Annotated in this window: 14 protein-coding genes and 1 pseudogene; 6 read left to right on the top strand and 9 right to left on the bottom strand. The window is 55.2% G+C overall.

Going from position 1 to position 16,885, the window contains the following annotated elements; all coding sequences use genetic code 11:
- Positions 1 to 528: 528 nt before the first annotated feature.
- Positions 529 to 1,722: a tyrosine-type recombinase/integrase gene (locus AC5S3R_RS18885; protein ID WP_494268729.1), complete on the top strand. Its 1,194-nt coding sequence runs from the start codon at positions 529 to 531 to the stop codon at positions 1,720 to 1,722.
- Positions 1,723 to 1,868: 146 nt separating this feature from the next.
- Here the strand turns inward: AC5S3R_RS18885 and AC5S3R_RS18880 are convergent, their stop codons facing one another.
- The 4 genes from AC5S3R_RS18880 to AC5S3R_RS18865 are packed head-to-tail and all read right to left on the bottom strand — an operon-like array spanning position 1,869 to position 6,572.
- Positions 1,869 to 3,770 (bottom strand): FUSC family protein, encoded by a 1,902-nt coding sequence (locus AC5S3R_RS18880; protein ID WP_494268728.1) that lies wholly within the window; start codon positions 3,768 to 3,770, stop codon positions 1,869 to 1,871.
- Complete coding sequence (locus AC5S3R_RS18875) at positions 3,770 to 4,954, bottom strand: HlyD family secretion protein (RefSeq protein WP_494268727.1); 1,185 nt, start codon at positions 4,952 to 4,954, stop codon at positions 3,770 to 3,772. Before AC5S3R_RS18875 ends, AC5S3R_RS18880 begins: the two co-directional genes overlap by 1 nt.
- 11 nt (positions 4,955 to 4,965) lie before the next feature.
- The gene (locus tag AC5S3R_RS18870; protein ID WP_494268726.1) at positions 4,966 to 5,226 is read right to left on the bottom strand and encodes a YtcA family lipoprotein; all 261 of its coding nucleotides are present in this window, start codon (positions 5,224 to 5,226) and stop codon (positions 4,966 to 4,968) included.
- Positions 5,223 to 6,572 (bottom strand): TolC family protein, encoded by a 1,350-nt coding sequence (locus tag AC5S3R_RS18865; RefSeq protein ID WP_494268725.1) that lies wholly within the window; start codon positions 6,570 to 6,572, stop codon positions 5,223 to 5,225. Before AC5S3R_RS18865 ends, AC5S3R_RS18870 begins: the two co-directional genes overlap by 4 nt.
- 227 nt (positions 6,573 to 6,799) lie before the next feature.
- On the opposite strand from AC5S3R_RS18865, the gene AC5S3R_RS18860 reads away from it, so the two are divergent.
- The 4 genes and pseudogenes from AC5S3R_RS18860 (at position 6,800) to AC5S3R_RS18845 (ending at position 9,582) form a co-directional block, all read left to right on the top strand.
- Entirely contained in the window at positions 6,800 to 7,408 is a 609-nt protein-coding gene (locus AC5S3R_RS18860; RefSeq protein WP_494268724.1) for a TetR/AcrR family transcriptional regulator, read from the top strand.
- Positions 7,409 to 7,773: 365 nt separating this feature from the next.
- Positions 7,774 to 8,256 (top strand): annotated as a pseudogene (locus tag AC5S3R_RS18855) (class 1 fructose-bisphosphatase); the annotation flags it as partial.
- Positions 8,257 to 8,362: 106 nt separating this feature from the next.
- Positions 8,363 to 8,623: a hypothetical protein gene (locus AC5S3R_RS18850; protein WP_494268723.1), complete on the top strand. Its 261-nt coding sequence runs from the start codon at positions 8,363 to 8,365 to the stop codon at positions 8,621 to 8,623.
- 521 nt (positions 8,624 to 9,144) lie between these two features.
- On the top strand, positions 9,145 to 9,582 hold the full coding sequence (locus AC5S3R_RS18845; protein ID WP_494268722.1) for a cytochrome c oxidase subunit II transmembrane domain-containing protein: 438 nt from the start codon (positions 9,145 to 9,147) through the stop codon (positions 9,580 to 9,582).
- 798 nt (positions 9,583 to 10,380) lie between these two features.
- Here AC5S3R_RS18845 and AC5S3R_RS18840 read toward each other — a convergent pair.
- From AC5S3R_RS18840 to exaC, 3 genes are all read right to left on the bottom strand, one after another.
- Positions 10,381 to 10,788, bottom strand: coding sequence for a DUF779 domain-containing protein (locus tag AC5S3R_RS18840; protein ID WP_494268721.1), 408 nt, complete (start codon positions 10,786 to 10,788; stop codon positions 10,381 to 10,383).
- 33 nt (positions 10,789 to 10,821) lie between these two features.
- Positions 10,822 to 11,712, bottom strand: a complete 891-nt coding sequence (locus AC5S3R_RS18835) for a DUF3034 family protein (protein ID WP_494268720.1) — start codon at positions 11,710 to 11,712, stop codon at positions 10,822 to 10,824.
- A gap of 94 nt (positions 11,713 to 11,806) precedes the next feature.
- A complete protein-coding gene (gene exaC, locus AC5S3R_RS18830; RefSeq protein WP_494268719.1) occupies positions 11,807 to 13,342 on the bottom strand; it encodes an acetaldehyde dehydrogenase ExaC in 1,536 nt (511 codons plus the stop codon).
- 246 nt (positions 13,343 to 13,588) lie between these two features.
- Here exaC and AC5S3R_RS18825 point away from each other — a divergent pair, with 246 nt between their 5' ends.
- Positions 13,589 to 14,602 carry a helix-turn-helix domain-containing protein gene (locus AC5S3R_RS18825; protein ID WP_494268718.1) on the top strand — a complete coding sequence of 338 codons (1,014 nt, stop codon included), beginning with the start codon at positions 13,589 to 13,591 and terminating at the stop codon, positions 14,600 to 14,602.
- 135 nt (positions 14,603 to 14,737) lie between these two features.
- Here AC5S3R_RS18825 and AC5S3R_RS18820 read toward each other — a convergent pair whose 3' ends face one another.
- Positions 14,738 to 16,048, bottom strand: a complete 1,311-nt coding sequence (locus AC5S3R_RS18820; protein ID WP_494268717.1) for an NAD(P)/FAD-dependent oxidoreductase — start codon at positions 16,046 to 16,048, stop codon at positions 14,738 to 14,740.
- Positions 16,049 to 16,507: 459 nt separating this feature from the next.
- Positions 16,508 to 16,804, bottom strand: a complete 297-nt coding sequence (locus AC5S3R_RS18815; RefSeq protein WP_494268716.1) for a cytochrome c oxidase assembly protein — start codon at positions 16,802 to 16,804, stop codon at positions 16,508 to 16,510.
- Between the last annotated feature and the right edge of the window lie 81 nt (positions 16,805 to 16,885).

Genomic DNA, 16,885 nt, shown 5'->3' with positions numbered 1-16,885 from the left:
TTGCTGGCTTTGCCTGGTTCAGATTTTTTGTAATGACAAGCTTTGCAAGACTTCAACAACCACTGCAACACTTGAATGGCTTCGATAGAGACACCTGCGCAGATGTCCGAAGCTCATCCAACTGCAAAAGGGATGCACGATACACCGGACGCATTCTACTGCACATCAATGCAGCGAATGCAATAGCTTTTTTGCTTCTCTAGCGTTTTATCCCGGCATCCTGAATTGTGCATTACAAGGGAATGAAAAAGGCGGAACTTGATTTTTGTGCACAGCTTCAGAGGCAAACTGCAGCAAATTTCCTACAGCGTTGCACACTTTGCATACAATGAAGTATGCAAAATAGTGGAGAGCCGTGAAGCCCGCCATTTAAGCTGTAAACTATTCATTTTCTTGAGGATGGATTTTACGATGGTGGGCGGTCAGGGACTCGAACCCATATATTCGTATTTCTTAAGTATTTATTAGGTATTTGCGGAAATACGTCTTCTTTGTACAATTCTTGTACGACATTGATAGCGGAGATATATGGCCGATCCCAAAGTTTCCCTTTATTGGACGTGCAAAACACTAGGGGGCTGGAAGCGCTATCCGGCTGCCTGGGGACGCAACGGAAAAGTCCGGCCGGCCTATGCTCAGGTCGGAGATGCGCAGATTGAATTCCAGGTTGGCCATTACGAATTGCGATACTCGAAGGACCGCAAGACTATCTGGGAAAATGTTGGTGATAACGCAGTGGATGCGGTGACGGCGATGGATGCTCTGGCTGCAATGCTGCGCGCAAAGGCCGCCGCCGAGGAGGCGGGGACCACGATTGTGGAGGCTCCGGGACGCGTGAACCTGCGCAGCGAGGCGAATCGCTTTCTGGCACGCCAGGAAAACCGGGGCAAGAAGCGGGCGGCGCAATTGTTCAAAACCGCGATTGATGAGTTCCTGTCCATAGTCAAGGTCAAGTATGCCGACCAATTAACGGAGGACCACATCACTGGCTGGTATGGGAAATTGCGCAAAGGAGGAAACTCGGACCGCACCATCTACAACAAACATATTTCAGTTTTTGGCTTTTTGAAGTGGGCAGGAGTAAATACAGAAAAACTTGCAGAAAGGGCGCCCTCTTATACCGAGAAAGAGCCGGAATCATACCGCAAGCAGGAGATGCAGCAGTTCTTTGCCTCACTTTCCGAGCCGTATCATCGCATTGTTTTTCAGGTCTTGCTGAAAACTGGATTACGAATGCAGGAGGCGATGTATCTGGAGTGGTTTCAAGTTAACTTTGAGTCAAAGACGCTCACTGTAGTGGCAAGAGATGAGGAAGGCAAGCAGATCAAGGACGGCGCTGAGCGAACATTGCCCCTGCCGTCTGACCTGATTCGCCAGTTGAAGGCATGGCAGAAGACTCACGGAAAGCGAAAGTATATCCTCGGGACCTCCAATGACACACCTAACTGGAAGTGGCTTGACCTCCTCAAGCGTCTTGCTCGCAAGGCAGGCCTGAACTGCGGGCCTTGCCCTACTTGCCAGGAAAAAGGCGAGTGCGAGCGCTGGTTTCTTCACAAGTTTCGTGCCACATACACCACAAATCTGCTCCGTGTCGGTATTGATGCGCGTACCGTGATGGAATACACGGGACATGAGGATCTGGCCACTGTTTTGCGCTATCTTTCGCCTGCCGAGTTGCCAGATACTCAGAGCAAGGTCAACGCAATTGCCTGGGGAGATTGACTTCAACCCTGTCAACACGGCACTAGAGGTTTTCCAGCCAGTAAAGTTACTTTGGGCAGATGAGGAAGTGTCAGTGAAGGGCCCGGAAAAACAGTACCACTTAGATGGTTAGTCTTTGGCCTGTTTTTGTTTCAGTCATATCGCGTCTAGCCGCGATATGACTGGCGAACTCTGCCGGCGTGCGATCGGCCAGAGCTCTGTGAGGACGACTCACATTGTATTCCTGCCGCCAGGCCCATCACATCCGAGTAAAACTCGGCCGCAGCTGCTTCGATCTGCCGGATAATCCTGCGGCTGCGGGCCAGGTCGCGCTTATGATTTCGGCCGAAATCGAAATAGGCCGCAGAGTCCAGTTGTTGCACATTGACCAGATCGAGAGAAACGGCAACACGAAGATGCAAAAGCTTCTGTACGAACTGGTCGGAATCGTGCGCGGCGATGCTCCGCAGTTCGACAACTGCCTCGCGTATGTGCTGCAGAATCCCTTCCAGCGCCGTTGTGGTGCGTACAGGCCAGATATGATCGAAAACAAACCATAACACCAGGATGCCCAGAGCAACGCCGATCACACGGTCGCGCGCGGGAGCAATCTGCGTGGCAGGGCTGAAATCGGGAAGAGTGGTCAGAAAGAAGGCAAAGCCGATCTGCACCCCGACATAGCCGATGCGCGGACTGCGCATGACCCATCCAGAGAGAACAGAAACACAGGCGGCGACGATGACCAGGGATGTGATGGAATCCATGTTTGGAAAGAACAGCGAAACAGTGGCAATACCCAGAACTCCGCCGATGGCCGCGCCGGAAAAGCGGTAAAGCTGCTTCTGTTTCATCGCCCCTGTGGAATTAAGACCCGTGAAGAGAACAGTAACGACACAGGTAAGAATTCCCGGCCACGCAACCGCATTGTAGAGGGTGTAACAAATCGTCGCGGAAAGGGTCAGCTTGAGTGCATAGAGTGCCGCGTTGGGATTACGAAATACACCCGGAAGAAAAAGGCGAAAGGATCTCGCAACCGGCTTGCTTGGTTGCAGAGAAGAGACTGCCGCATCTTCTCCTGATCCCAGGCCCGCGGCATACTGCTGCAACTCGGTGGAAATCCTGCGCAGGTAAACGGGAGCGGAAACAGGCAAGGAATCGGGCGCCATGGCGTGTCCTCCACGGCACAGCCAGTCGCACTGCTGAGCAATTGCGGCATAGAAATTGCGGTAGTTCTCCAGCCGCGGGTTCCGCAGACTGAAGCCGACAAGCACGCTCTTTTCGATCACGCGGGTAAGTAATCCGATACGGTAGTGAACGCCGAGCGGAACGCGGGAGAGAGAGGGGTCGGCATCCCGGATGTGATCATAAAGCTCGTTCATACGAAGCTCTCCCGCGTGCGCATATTGAACAAGTTTGTTGTGCAGCGCACGGAGCTCCGCAGTCTGCCGCCCCGAAGGGCTTCGCGCCAGAGTATGGAAGAAATGGGACAACGTGGCAATGCGTGCCTTCATTTCCTCCGTGAGTTCGTCTCCGGGATGTCGAGTGCCGAAAAGATACTCGACAGCAACGGCAGAAAGAAGGACGATGCTGAAAGAAGCGACGTTATAAAGCGATGACGCAACAATAGAGGTTGCCGCACGATGCATGTCCCATGCCGCCAGGTCGACAAACCCGTAGAAGCCGAAGATCGTAAAGAATAGCGGAAAGCTTGTGGCTGCCATGCAGAATGTGGCAAGGAAGAGGCCAAGAACCATCCCCAAGAAACGCGCAGTCTCCGTGCCATCCGTAATCTGCACCCATACCAATGAACTGGCACAGGCGAGAATCGCGCCACCCAGTATCTCGAGACCCACGCGCAGCGTCAGGCCCGGACGAGCGCGCTGCATAAGAAACAGCAACGCCAGAGCCAGGGAGATTCCTGGAACACGCAGCGTCATGGCAAGAATAAGAGCAATGAGGACGCCAAGCGTGTCCCGCAGCGCGCCAGCTATGCGCCCGGGATAAGGCACGAGTTCGGACCAGAAGAGGCGAAGAATACTGCCGCGACTGGAACGCGCACGAAATTGCACTAGCGCACCACCGTGATGGCTGTCGCGCCCACGCGGAAAAGCTCGGGATCGGGCTTAATGACGCGAATCCTGACCGGAAAGCGTGCCGACAGGTGTACCCAGTTGAGAGTGCGGTCGATTGCCGGAAGGCCTCCGGCGACCGCGCCATCTTCAGGAAATACGCCACGCCCGACGCTATCGACAACAGCGTCAAAGCGCCGGTCGGAATGCTCCATCAAGTAGACGTCCACGTGCATGCCTGGATGAATGTGCTTGAGCTTCGATTCGCGGTAATTCGCCAGTACCCACCATGTTCCGGTATCGATGAGAGTAAACATGGGCGTACCCACATGGGCGTACTCGCCCTGCGAGATATTCATGTTGGTGACATAACCGTCAAAGGGTGCGCGAACATAGCACCACTCGAGATTGAGCTCTGCCTGCTGAACCTTGGCAGCGCGGTTGGGCCGCTCGGCCATCAGGGTTTCCAGGGTATCGACAGTATGCTGCGCCTCCCCCAGCTTTGACTTGGAGGCTTCAAAGTTCGCGCTGGCTGTCTGCTCGGCGGCAAGCGCCATCGACTCCTGCGCCTGAGACTGCAGAAGCTGCGAAGACGCCTGCTGATAGGTCTCCTGCGCTACACGGAGCGCCGTATGCGCCTGATCCACCTGCTGTGGAGTGACATAGTGTTTGGCAAGCAGAGGCTCGATGCGCCGATAGTCGTTCTCGGCAAACTGGAGCTGCGCTTCCGCCGAAGACTGCGCGGCGTGGGCGTGTTCGACAGCCGCTTGGGCCGCAAGATAATTGCCATGGGCGGCCGAGATTCCACTCTGTGAGCCCGTGACGCCCGCGCGCGCCGTTCCGACGGCGCTCTTTTCCGTGGCTATGCGGCGGCGCTCGTCATTGATCTGCCCTTCCAGCGTGGCCTGATCCGCCTTTGCCTGCGCGAGAGCGTATTCATAAGGACGCGGGTCAATGACGAAGAGGAGGTCGCCTTTGTGGACGACCTGGTTGTCTTTGACCAGCAAACTCCCGAGACGCCCTTCGACCTGCGGAGCAAAAGCGATTGCGTTGGCACGGACAGTGGCATCGTCGGTGCGGGGATGGCGGTCCACCTGGAAAATCGAGATAAACAGGAGCAGGAGAGCAGAAACGAGAATGAGACTGCCCAAAATGCGGCCAAGTTTCCTTTTATCGTAAGACATTCATTCTTCCTTCAGGAGAAACAGCAGAGCCAGAGCATGCAGGTAAAGAGAAGCACCATGCCGGGATAGATGAGGGCCGGATGGCCAACTGTATGTTCCATGCTGTATCGGCGGAGCAGCATATGCGCTGTGATCGTAAGGACAACTGCGATGGCAAGCGAGACCATCCAGCCTGGAAAATAGGAGCCGACGATTTCAATATTCGGGTTGCGGCTGCAACCAGGAAGCACACAAGCAAGAATGGCAGGCAGGAACAGCGAGATGTTTCTCACGGACGGACTCCTGATGGAGGTAGGTTCTGATGGAGCAGATCTCCGGTCGCATAGCTCAGAGAAACAGCACTCTCGAGCAGTTGCGCATCCGACTGGACCACAGCAAGGCGGGCCTGCGCAAGCTGGCGCTCCGCCTGCACGACATCGACCAGAGAGCGGACACCATATTTATAGGCATCGAGAGAGGAATCGTAGGAGGTTTCTGCAGCAGCGAGGAAGCTGCGGGAGGAGCGGTCTTGTTCCACTGCGGTCTGATAATCGACATAGGCATCCCATACCTGCCGGGTAACCGCATCCTCGGTCGCTCGCTGTTCCTCAGCGGCAGCGTGCTGTTCGGCAAGCGCTGCCATGGCTTCATGGCGCCGCGCTCCATTGAATACGTCCCATTTGAGCTTCGCCGCTACCGACCAGGTGGAAATACTGCCCGAGCCAAGCTGCCCGTAATCGGCGGTCGGCCATGCGCTTGTCTGCCCTGCCGTCGCTTGAAGACTCGCCGTGGGCAGATAAGCAGATCGCGCGCTGCGGTAAGCATCATGAGCGCGGCGAAAGTCCTGTGCGCGGGCAAGGAGGTCCGGACGCGATTTCAGCGCGGACTGGATCAGAGCCTCTACGTCGCCGTCCAAGGCCGCCGCCTGCCGCTGCGCTACAATCTCAATCTCGTCAGTCGGCTCAACTCCGAGCGCTTCCGTAAGAGCGAGCTTGGCCTTTCTGACTTCTGCTTCGGCTGCCGACAGGTCGTATTTCGCCTCGGCGGCACCGGCCTGGGCATTTTCGACGTCGGGAAGCGTGGCACGCCCGTTATCGAATTGCGATTGGGCGTTTCCAAGAAGTGTCTCCGCTGTTTCTAGGATTGTCTTTGCAGCAGCAAGCTGTCCCGCAGCCCTCTGGGTCCGATAGAACTGCGTTGCCGTGGCATATGCAATCGTCTGCTGCGTCCTGCCCAGGCGCAGTGTCGAGGCAATCTCAAGAGCTTTGCTGCCGTCATACTTCGCTCCACGCCCGAAATCGAGCAGGCTGTATTCGAGATCCAGTTCGGCCTGCGCGATCGGCTCTTCCACCGTTACATAACCGCGTGGCGCAATCGGCTTCGGAAAGGGAAAGAACTCGCGGAGATCGCTGCCGTTGGCGACAAAAGAGATAAGCGGGAGGTACAGCGCGCGGTCAACACCCGCTTCTTCGAGCGAACGTTTCGCGCCGGCCCACGCAATTCTGCCTTCGGGGCTGGCTTGTTCTGCAAGATCGATGAGCTCCGGCAAGGTATACGCATGGCCGGGAGTCAGTGCAGGAACTGGCGCTAAGGGACGAATCGAATCGATGCAGCGCTCCGCATCCCGCGTTGTCAGCACTACATTACAGTTTCCGGTCCCTGCCAGAGGTCGCGCCGACAGTGGCCGATCTGGCACGCTGGTCTCCTCCTGCGATAAACACGGCAAGGGGAGCAGAGCGGTGTTTATCGAGCAGAACAGGCCAAAGACAACACACAAAGTCCTGCCGATGAGTACGCTACGCATGGAGTGGGGAATGTTTACGCAGTACACGTACAGCAGTATACACTGTATACCTGCAGGAGCCTATGACGACCGCTACAGTTCCCGGTAAGGACAGCATTGCTCTGCGCGACCGTCTCGTTGAGGTCGCAAGCAGAATCATCCTGGAAGAGGGATACGAAAACCTGTCCATGCGCCGTCTCGCGCAAGAGGGCGGCTGCTCGCTGATGGCGGCGTATAAGCACTTTGCGAACAAAGAAGCTCTGACGCAGCATATTTGCGGGCAGATTTATGCGCGCTTTACTGACAAAATGAATCGGGAAATGAATGGGGTGAGCACATCCTGGGAGAAGCTTCGGGTCTTTATTGCTGCCCTCATTCGATTTGCCACCTCATATCCCGATCACTATTCCCTGGTATTTCTTGTCCGCCACTCCGATCCGCTGGTGCTTGTCGAAAGAGAACAGCTGGGAGAGAACTTCCTTAGCGGACTTCAAGAGATCGTGCGCGCGATATTGCCAAACGGAGCATCAGACGCCATCGTCAATATGCGGCTGCGCCAGATGCTCACCTGTCTGCATGGCACAGCCGCTCTTCTTATTGCGCATCCGAAAGTCTATGGGCTGACAAAACAGCGAGCGATCAGCGATACGGAGGAGACGTTCCGCAAACTGCTTGGTATTCCAAAATGCTAGCTGCGGGGTGCAGTGGATACAGGCCTCGCAGGCACCTTCCCCTGGAAGTGTCGCGACTCGCGGCGGGCGGTGGATTAAGGCGAACGTCCTTTGAAGCATGGCTTCTCCGGATTCAAAGGGGAAGCCATCGGCTCGGCTCGAGCCAGGCAAAGTATCGACCACCGCACAATTCAAGTGTCCTCGTGGACGGCAATCCCTCAAGAACACCGTCTGATAAGAGTGCCAACAGGGTGCACTTGAGGAAAGATGCTCGATGGAATCGAGCATGTAGACGAAGGGACGCTATCGTTTCTGTGGCTAACGAATGGAGAGAGCAAATGATCATTACCCTGCAACAGCATATTCTTTAACAACAGAACAAAGGCATCAGTGACGACTTCTCCTGGCTTCTATCTGGGATCACGCTCGCGACAAAAATGATCGAAGCGAATATCCGTAGCGCGGGATTATCGAATATTCTCGGGGCCTCGGGCGCTATCAACGTCCAGGGAGAGGCGCAGCAAAAGCTGGACGTCTACGCGAACGAGGCCCTGCTCCATTGCCTCGGAATGCGCAGCAATGTCGTCGCGCTGGTATCGGAGGAGAACGAATTTCCCGTTGTGTCTGACCGTGCCCCCGAGGCTGGCAGATACATCCTCGTATTCGATCCGCTCGACGGCTCCTCGAATATCGATGTGAACGTAAATGTTGGTACGATCTTCTCGATCTTTCGCCGAGCGGCGTTACAGCCCGGAACGGCCCAGGTAGCGGCCGGCTATGTTCTTTATGGCCTTTCGACGGTTCTGGTCTACACCTCCGGGCACGGAGTCTATGGGTTTACTCTGGATCCTTCGATCGGAGCCTATGTGCTCAGTCATGAGAATCTGCAGATGCCTTTCCAGGGCAAATACTATTCGTGCAACGAGGCAAACGCCGCGAGCTTTCCAGAACCGTACCGAAGTTATCTAGCGAGCCTTGCGCGAGGGATACAACGGTCACCAATACAGCTCTCGGTACATCGGTTCCCTTGTAGCCGACTTTCATCGCACTCTGCTCAAGGGCGGTATCTATCTTTACCCTTCGGCCTCGGAACATCCGGACGGAAAACTCCGGTTGCTCTACGACGCGAACCCTTTGGCGTTCCTCGCCGAGCAGGCGGGAGGAATGGCCATTGATGGAGCGGCAGCATTCTTTCCCGGCAGCCGAAGGACATTCGCGAGCGTACGCTGCTCGTGATCGGCAGCCGATCCGAGGTCCAGGGTTTTCTCGATCATGCAGGCCGGGATGCGCTGATCTCGCCCAACAATTAGGATTTCACTTTCTCGTGATTGATTGCATGCCCTGAGGGAGTGCTGGTGCCTCCGACTATTCATCGAAACTGACGAAATCTTCCGGATGTTCAAGGATATGAATCAAATCCAGCACTTCCCTCTCACGAGGAGCGAATGGGAGTGGCGCACAGAAAGAAGCCTCGGGCTCCGTGAGTGTCGTGTGCCTTCTCGCCGTTCGAGTATAGGTCGTTACAAGGAACGGAGTGATGTCGCGATATGCGACAGACGAATGGCAGACCACATGACAGCACCGAAACGGGAGAGGGGAATCCCTACAAGGGAAACCGTGAGGACCGGCAGTGTTGACGTTGAGACGGTGTATCGCGCTTGCGGACAGGAGTTGGCCTGACACGAACACGTGAACCCGGACCATAGGGGCGCATCCTCCGCGTGAACGTGCGTACTTGCATATTTCGAATAGCGGTTGTGGCCTCAACGCTGAACTGGCGTGAGGTATCCGCAATGGCGTCGTCCCCTACCTCGATTTTCTCCACCCTTTCTACGCCTGCGAGCCAATCCAATAACATTGCCTATTTCGTGCTTGTGATTACCGCCGCGATTTTTGTGGTGGTGAGCGCGCTGCTGTTCTATGCGATGTGGAAGTTCCGGGCGAAGGGAACGGACACGCACGAGCCGCCGCACATCTTTGGCTCGACACAGATCGAGCTATCGTGGACGATTATTCCGATTCTGATTGTGGTGGTCCTGTTCCTGAGTACGGCGCGCGTATTGTTCGTGTGCAGGATGCGCCGAAGCCGAAGAATGCACTCGATGTCACAGCGCTTGGGCACCGATTCTGGTGGAAGTATCACTATTCGTAGTACGGGATTACGGCAGCAACAGAACTGCATATTCCTGTGGTGACAGGCTCTTACCTGCTGCTGCTTCCGATTCGGCGTTGGTACCAGAGATAGAAGGGGTCCTGGACACATGCAGGGACTGCGAGAACCGAAGACTTGAAATCGAAATCGTCTCCAGTCGAAGGAAATGCCTGTGTCCCATTCCCCTCCTGCCGGAGCACGCTGTTTCAAATAACGTCCATTCGCCGCATGGAACCCACATCACTGAATAGCCCACGATGGCGAGCGCCGCATGCCGCACGGGTGGCAACGAAGATCAACGCACTATCCGGGCGAAGCGTGCGGTGACAAACGATCGGCGACATGCGGTTCTCCCTCATTTCACCTATGGGAAACTATAGTGAATCGATACAACGTTTTTCATACCAGAAAAGGTATTGATCGATGCCCTTATTGTTATCCGAGGTGGCATCGGTAGGTTTCCGTACGATCTCGGTTTGACTCCTGACGAGTTTATCAAGCGCTGCATTTTGGTCGAAATGGGCTCAGATCAGGGTGTCCTGCATCTCATTCAAACTGCAAGGAAGACGCGGCTTCCGGACTATTCATAGACGGCTCGTATTGGCTCATCAATGCGCGTTGCTGCTCAAGAATTGGTTCAATCAGCCTGTTACTGCTCACTAGTTGTACTCGTGGATCGAAGAGAATGCATTGAAGAGGTCAGCTGCTTTTAATGCGAACTCGACATGCTTTTCGTAAAGCCATGCACATGCGAATGCAATAGCTCGCGTAGCGAGTACTGCATTTGCATAGCCCACTCTAAATTCGTAAGAAGATTAAAGAGGGAAATCCTGTACTGAAATCAAATCAGTCTAGCTGCACGTAGGTTGTCGAGCTCTTCCTTGGTAAAGACACGTGACCTTGTGAGGAACTGGAGTCCGCCAGGACCTTCCAGGGAAAACGCCGCGCCGAAGCCGGGAGTCACGTCGATGACCAGTTGCGTGTGCTTCCAGTATTCAAACTGCTGCGGTGAAATGTAGAACGGGAACCCGCCGATCTCGCCCAGCTTGACGTCGCGGCTGCCAACGCGGAACTCTCCCTGCGGAAAGCACATGGGCGCGCTTCCCTCGCAGCATCCGCCTGATTGATAAAACATCAGCGGCCCATGCTCACGCGCCAAGCCGGCAATCAACTGCTCTGCCTCGGGAGTGGCAACGACCTGCTCCGGCAATGGATTTGCTTCTTTCTGCTCTTTCAGGTCGTTGCACATGATTTTCCGAGGCTCCTTCTCGATACAGATGCTTTAGAAAGCATAGGTGATTGCGAAGGCAGGGCGGTCCTTCGCTTTCAAGTCGGTGCCCGGAGCGATCTGGCCCGGACCTTCCAGAATGCCGAAGTCCACATTCAGCTTCATCTTTGGACTGGGCAGGACACGCATCGCGTAGACCATCGTGGTGCGGATGTTTGCTTCGGGAAGCTGGTCCGGATGATGCGGCTGCTGTGCGACTTCAGCAGCCAGAATGACCGTGCTGTGCACCGGTCCCTGCAAGATGAAGGCCGCGTTGCCGAAGGCGTATGCGCCCCAGTCCGGCGCGTTGCCGCCAAGGCCCCACAACTGAGAGTTCGTGCCACGAACGCCGCCTGTCAGGAGAATCGGCATAGGCTTCAATTGGCTGATCGTCTTGGTGAGTGCAAGATAGACATCGCCATTGGTGGTGTCCTTCTGCGTTAAAGCGCCACCCACATTTCTGACCTGGCTGCGGACCATGAAGCCGGTTGCGACGGAGGGCATCCAGGGTTGATGCCAGGCATTTTCCCGGATAAGCACTCCCTTGGCATGGAAGGTGTTGAAGCCGTCCTTCCAGAGCGGGCTGAGCGAGGCATCGTCGCCCTCGGCATGAAAGTCACGCGTGTAGCCGAACTCGAGGCGATTGGCGTATCCGCTGGTGACAGAAAGCTGGCTGAAGGTGCCGAGAACATCGCCGCCATTCAGGTAGTGGTAAGAGGCTACAGGAAGTGCGAAGCCACGCTTGGGAGTGGCAATGGTGTAGGCCGTGGGAGTGACGAAAACGCCTGTTTCTCCTTCCCATCCGAGGTTTTGCGCATGGAGGACCGGGCAGATGGTAAAGAAGTGCACCGTGAGCAAGAGAACAAGAGAGCCCGCATGTGCCCGGAAACTACTTTTGCCTTTCACTGGAAATATCCTTTCGTATGAATGAATTGAATGGCAGGTCAGAAATCAGGGCGGGCATCCTGCGCCCGCCCCTTCTGGCCAAGAAGACCGAAGCCTAAAAAAGCCCCAGCTTCTTGGTGCTGTAACTGATCAGTTGGTTCTTGGTCTGCTGGTAGTGATCCAGCATCATCAGGTGGTTTTCGCGGCCAATGCCGCTCTGTTTGTAGCCGCCGAAGGCAGCGTGCGCGGGATAGAGATGATAGCAGTTGGTCCACACACGGCCAGCCTCGATGTTCCGGCCGAAGCGATAGGCGCGGTTCAGGTCGCGTGTCCACACGCCGGAGCCGAGTCCGTAAGGCGTATCGTTGGCAATCTCCAGAGCCTCGTCATCGTTCTTGAACGTGGTGACGGAGAGCACCGGCCCGAAGATTTCCTCCTGGAAGATGCGCATCTTGTTATGTCCCCGGAAGACCGTCGGCTCGATGTAGTAGCCGCTGCTCAGATCCCCTTCCAGCTTTGCGGCATGGCCACCGGCGAGCAGTTCGGCGCCTTCCTTCTGGCCGAGATCGAGGTAGGACAGAATCTTTTCATACTGCTGCTTCGATGCCTGCGCACCGATCTGCGTGGTGGGATCGAGAGGATTGGCCTGGTGGATGGCCTTGACGCGCTTGATCGCCTTCTCGATAAAGCGGTCGTAAATGGACTCATGAATAAGCGCGCGCGAAGGGCAACTGCAGACCTCGCCCTGATTGAAGGCGAAGAGCACGAGTCCCTCGATGGCCTTGTCGAGATAGTCATCTTCTTCGCGCAGCACATCCTCGAAGAAGATGTTGGGCGACTTGCCGCCAAGCTCCAACGTCATGGGGATGATGTTCTCCGACGCGTACTGCATGATCAGGCGGCCAGTTACGGTCGAACCGGTGAAGGCAATCTTATTGATGCGCGGGTTGGAGGCAAGCTCCTTGCCGACCTCGCGTCCGAAGCCGTTGACAACGTTCAGCACGCCTGGGGGCAGGATGTCCCCGATCACCTCAAGCAGGATCAGGATCGAGACAGGGGTCTGCTCCGCAGGCTTGAGCACGACGCAGTTGCCCGCAGCGATCGCCGGGGCCAGCTTCCAGGCAGCCATCAGGAGCGGGAAGTTCCAGGGGATAATCTGCCCGACAACGCCGAGCGGCTCATGGTAGTGGTAGGCGACCGTGTCGTGGTCGATCTCGGAGATGCCCCCCTGCTGCGCGCGGATAGCTCCGGCGAAGTAGCGGAAGTGGTCGGCGCTCAGAGGAACATCCGCAGCGGTTGTCTCGCGAATGGGCTTGCCGTTGTCCCACGTCTCGGCCGCTGCGATCAGTGCGAGGTTCTCTTCGATACGCTGAGCGATCTTGAGCAACATGTTCGAGCGCTCTGTGACCGATGTTTTGGCCCAGGCAGCCTTGGCCTTGTGCGCGGCGTCGAGAGCTTTTTCGATATCGGCAGCGCCCGAGCGGGGAATCTCACACAATACCTTACCGGTGACTGGAGTAATATTCTCAAAATACTCGCCGGAGACTGGTTCCACCCACTCTCCACCGATGAAATTGCCATAACGTTTTTTGAACGGAACCTTAAATCCGTAGTGTGCTGGGTCGATTTTTGCTGCTTCCAATGTGGCCATTTTGTTTCCTTTTTCTCCATTTCTCGCATGTTGAAATGCGATGAATCTCTCTGAAGCGGCTCAATACTCTTCTCCTTCTGTGACGGTTGTCACGCAACACATCCTTGACCTGTTGCGGAATGCGACAGGCCGCAGCAACCGATGAGTGTCTGAAATGCACGGAGTGACAAACACTCGGACGGAGGAGTATCGTTAAGGAGTTGTAGTGGTTAGCACACCCGCTACGTTGGCAGTCAAGCTTTCCCCATGCAGACAAGCGCGTTGAACCTGCGGCAGTCTTCTCATGCACTCATCCAGGCATCCTGGCAGCGGTGTCGTCGTTCGGGACTGGGACCACACTGGCATGTTCATCAGGAGCCACTCCCCCGCGCAGAGCTTAAGCAACAACAGGAGCAAAACCAGCAGCTTCGACGTTTGGCTTTGCGAGAGATGAGCCTGTTGGAGCACACCTTAGGGGATACAGGCCGTATTCTCCTGCTGGCAGATGCAACAGGAGTCATCCTCGACGCTCAGGGAGACAATACGTTTCTGGGACGTGCTCGCAGCGTATCGTTGATGCCAGGCGCTACATGGTCAGAACGGACTACAGGGACCAATGCCATTGGCACTGCCATCGTCGAGCAGCACTTTATTGAGATCATTGGCCAACAACACTTCTTTGATGAAAACCATATCCTGGCTTGTCATGCGATGCCGATCATGTCCCCGTCTGGGCAATTAGCTGGAGTGCTCGATATCTCAGGTGGAGTCAACGACCCTTTTGTTTCGGCTGGCAGCCTTATCCGGCAGGCCGTTGCCCATATCGAGCACGATTGGGTGGAAGAATCTGCAACGGATATCCTTGTTCGCCTGCACCAACACCCATCTTGGTTAGGTACGCCGGAAGAAGGACTCCTGACCTTTCACGATGGGCTACTAACCGGGGCAAGCAGCCGTGCACTGGCCTACCTTGGCCTTTCCCCACTTGCAATTCGCGCTGTGCGATGGGAGGAAATCTTTCCTCAACGCCCTTCGCTGGGGAAGCAAGAGTTACGCCGCATCAATCTTCCTGGCGTGTTTTATGTCGAACTCACCAAGGCTTCTGCCGTCGGAGCATACATCGCTGCGACAGAGCCCGCTCACACGGGCCCCGCGAGTCTGGCGGATTTGAAAGACGAAGCAATCCGGGAAGCTCTTGCTGACGAGAATGGCAACATTTCGGCCGCAGCCAGAAGACTCGGAATCCATCGCAGCACCTTGTATCGCCGTCTCGCCAGGTAGTTAAGCCTCTTTACTCCGGGAATCTTTTGAAGCTTCTGGGCTTTCATAAGCATTTCGGACAACCTGTCACTCCGCGCATTAGAGCATTCCTGAGCAGGATCGCTTTGTTAAGACGCTCGTAGGGAAATAGAGGAGTCACGTCCTCTCCTCCTCGCTCGCTTCCCTGCCCGACGTATCCTGCAATCCGAGAATCAGTCGCGCGCCATCTTTGAAGAAGATGTAGGTGTATACCCACTGGCGAAAAACAGAGAACTGACTGCGGAAATTGATCAGGAATGCAATATGGACAAAGAGCCATGTAATCCAAGCTGGAAAACCAGCAAAATGGGCTTTGAAAGGCCATACAACTTTGGCAACAGCGGCTTTGCGTCCGATGGTCGCCATGTCGCCCTTATCAAAATAGCGAAACGGCCTGCTTCGTAGCCTGCCCTTTAGATCGTCTGCAATCAGGCTTGCCGCGTACGCGCCCATCTGCATCGCGGGCTGCGCCACGCCAGGAATCTGACGGCCATTCTCTTCGACATGAGCTAGATCGCCACAGACAAATATCTCCGGATGTCCTGACGGGTTAAGAAAGCGATCGACCAACACCAACCCCCTCTTGTCCGTTTCGACTCCAAGCAGTTTACCCAATGGCGATGCCTGGACACCTGCCGCCCATAATGTAACCGTTGCATCGACTCGTTTTGATACGCCATTCTGATCCGTTACAAGCACATGATCCTGCCGAATATCGGTCACAATGGTCGATGTATGGACTTCCACACCCAAGGCGTTCAGTTGCTCAACTGCCTTGTGTCGCAGATCTTCCGGGTAAGGTCCCAGAATGTTCGGGGAACCCTCAAGAATGATGACCTTAGCCTGCGACGGATCAATATGACGGAAATCCTGACGCATATAGAGCTTTGCAATATCGGAAATTGCGCCCGCTAGCTCTACTCCCGTAGGTCCTGCGCCAACTACCACAAAGGTCAGTTCGGGATGTGCGCCCTTTTCGGCCATCTCGCGCTCTGCCAGTTCGAACGCCCGCAGAACACGGCGACGAATGACCAGTGCATCTTCAATCGTCTTCAGACCTGGAGCAAACTTTGCCCATTCCTCTCTGCCAAAATACGAATGCGTCGATCCGGTCGCAACAATCAGATAGTCGTATGCCAATTCGGTTCCTGAGCCTAGAAACACCTGCTTTCTCTCGATGTCAAAATCCGTGGCTTCATCCATTAATACCTCGACATTGCGGGCATTGCGAAAGACAGCACGTATAGGCTCGGCAATATCAGCTGGATTCAAGACGGAGAGCGCGACCTGATAAAGCAAAGGCTGAAAAGTATGATGGTTGCGCCGGTCGACCAGCGTGATATCCACGTCCAATTTGGCTAGCGTCTTCGTCGCGTTAAGGCCAGCGAACCCTGCGCCGATAACTACAATCCGCTTTCTCTCTGCCATTACACCTCTACCTTCCTTCCAAAACTCCATACTTTTCAATCTCACCTTACCGTTGGCAAAGATTCCGTGACATCACCATGGCATCCAAAATACTGGTGAGTTCATCCGTTGTTTTTCGGCTTATTCCGTGTGAAGATGCAAGGTCTGCCAGAATTACGTGGCTTTGGATTCCAACGTCGTAATGCCGGTAGGATGTACAACCCCCTTCTTGCGAACTTCTAATGCATCACTTCAAATTTTCTTCACAATTCCAACTTGTGTCATGCCGTTCCTTGTTCATCCGTTGCAAATTGCAACTGTGCAGGCGAGGAGGGCTTAAACCATACCGAGCAAACTCAGTCCGACTCTGGAGCAGATTGTGCTGCGCGAAGCGACCCGAAATGATAAATTTGCATGGAATTCTTTGAGCATCATAGGATCGGGCTGTGTTAAAAGCGGCCGCTACTTCTTCGCCTGCAACTAGCGCGACGACAACATCGCCATGTGCGCAGACAACAGCACGTCATCCAGCGCATCAATTGGAGAAGCCAGCGCCATCCACAACGCCACACACCCGGCGGTGAAAGCACCAGCTCTCCAGAGAGGAAGTTCGTATGGCCGCGTCTTATACGCTTGGAACCACCCGCGCCAGTAAATTACCAGCGCGAGTACTAGCCCGATGAACGGCACCAGCGGCAGAGTCCATCCATGCGCCACCGCATCATCGATCGAATGAATTGCAGCGTCGTCATCGAATAGAGCCAAAAGCAAAGTCACTACTTCTGTCCTGTCACCTGCGCAACAACCTGCCGCGAAGCATCCACTGCAGGCGGTTCATAATTCGGTTTCAGCGTTTCG

Source organism: Occallatibacter sp. FHG110214_02 (assembly GCF_059115385.1).
The sequence above is the reverse complement of the archived record's forward strand: the minus strand, read 5'-3'. Positions and strand labels throughout refer to the sequence as shown.

Bases quoted from the DNA above. Each gene is read 5' to 3' on its own strand.
- AC5S3R_RS18885 (WP_494268729.1), top strand. From the start codon at position 529: ATGGCCGATCCCAAAGTTTCCCTTTATTGGACGTGCAAAACACTAGGG.
- AC5S3R_RS18875 (WP_494268727.1), bottom strand. From the start codon at position 4,954: ATGTCTTACGATAAAAGGAAACTTGGCCGCATTTTGGGCAGTCTCATT.
- AC5S3R_RS18860 (WP_494268724.1), top strand. From the start codon at position 6,800: ATGACGACCGCTACAGTTCCCGGTAAGGACAGCATTGCTCTGCGCGAC.
- AC5S3R_RS18840 (WP_494268721.1), bottom strand. From the start codon at position 10,788: ATGTGCAACGACCTGAAAGAGCAGAAAGAAGCAAATCCATTGCCGGAG.
- exaC (WP_494268719.1), bottom strand. From the start codon at position 13,342: ATGGCCACATTGGAAGCAGCAAAAATCGACCCAGCACACTACGGATTT.
- AC5S3R_RS18825 (WP_494268718.1), top strand. From the start codon at position 13,589: ATGCAGACAAGCGCGTTGAACCTGCGGCAGTCTTCTCATGCACTCATC.
- AC5S3R_RS18820 (WP_494268717.1), bottom strand. From the start codon at position 16,048: ATGGCAGAGAGAAAGCGGATTGTAGTTATCGGCGCAGGGTTCGCTGGC.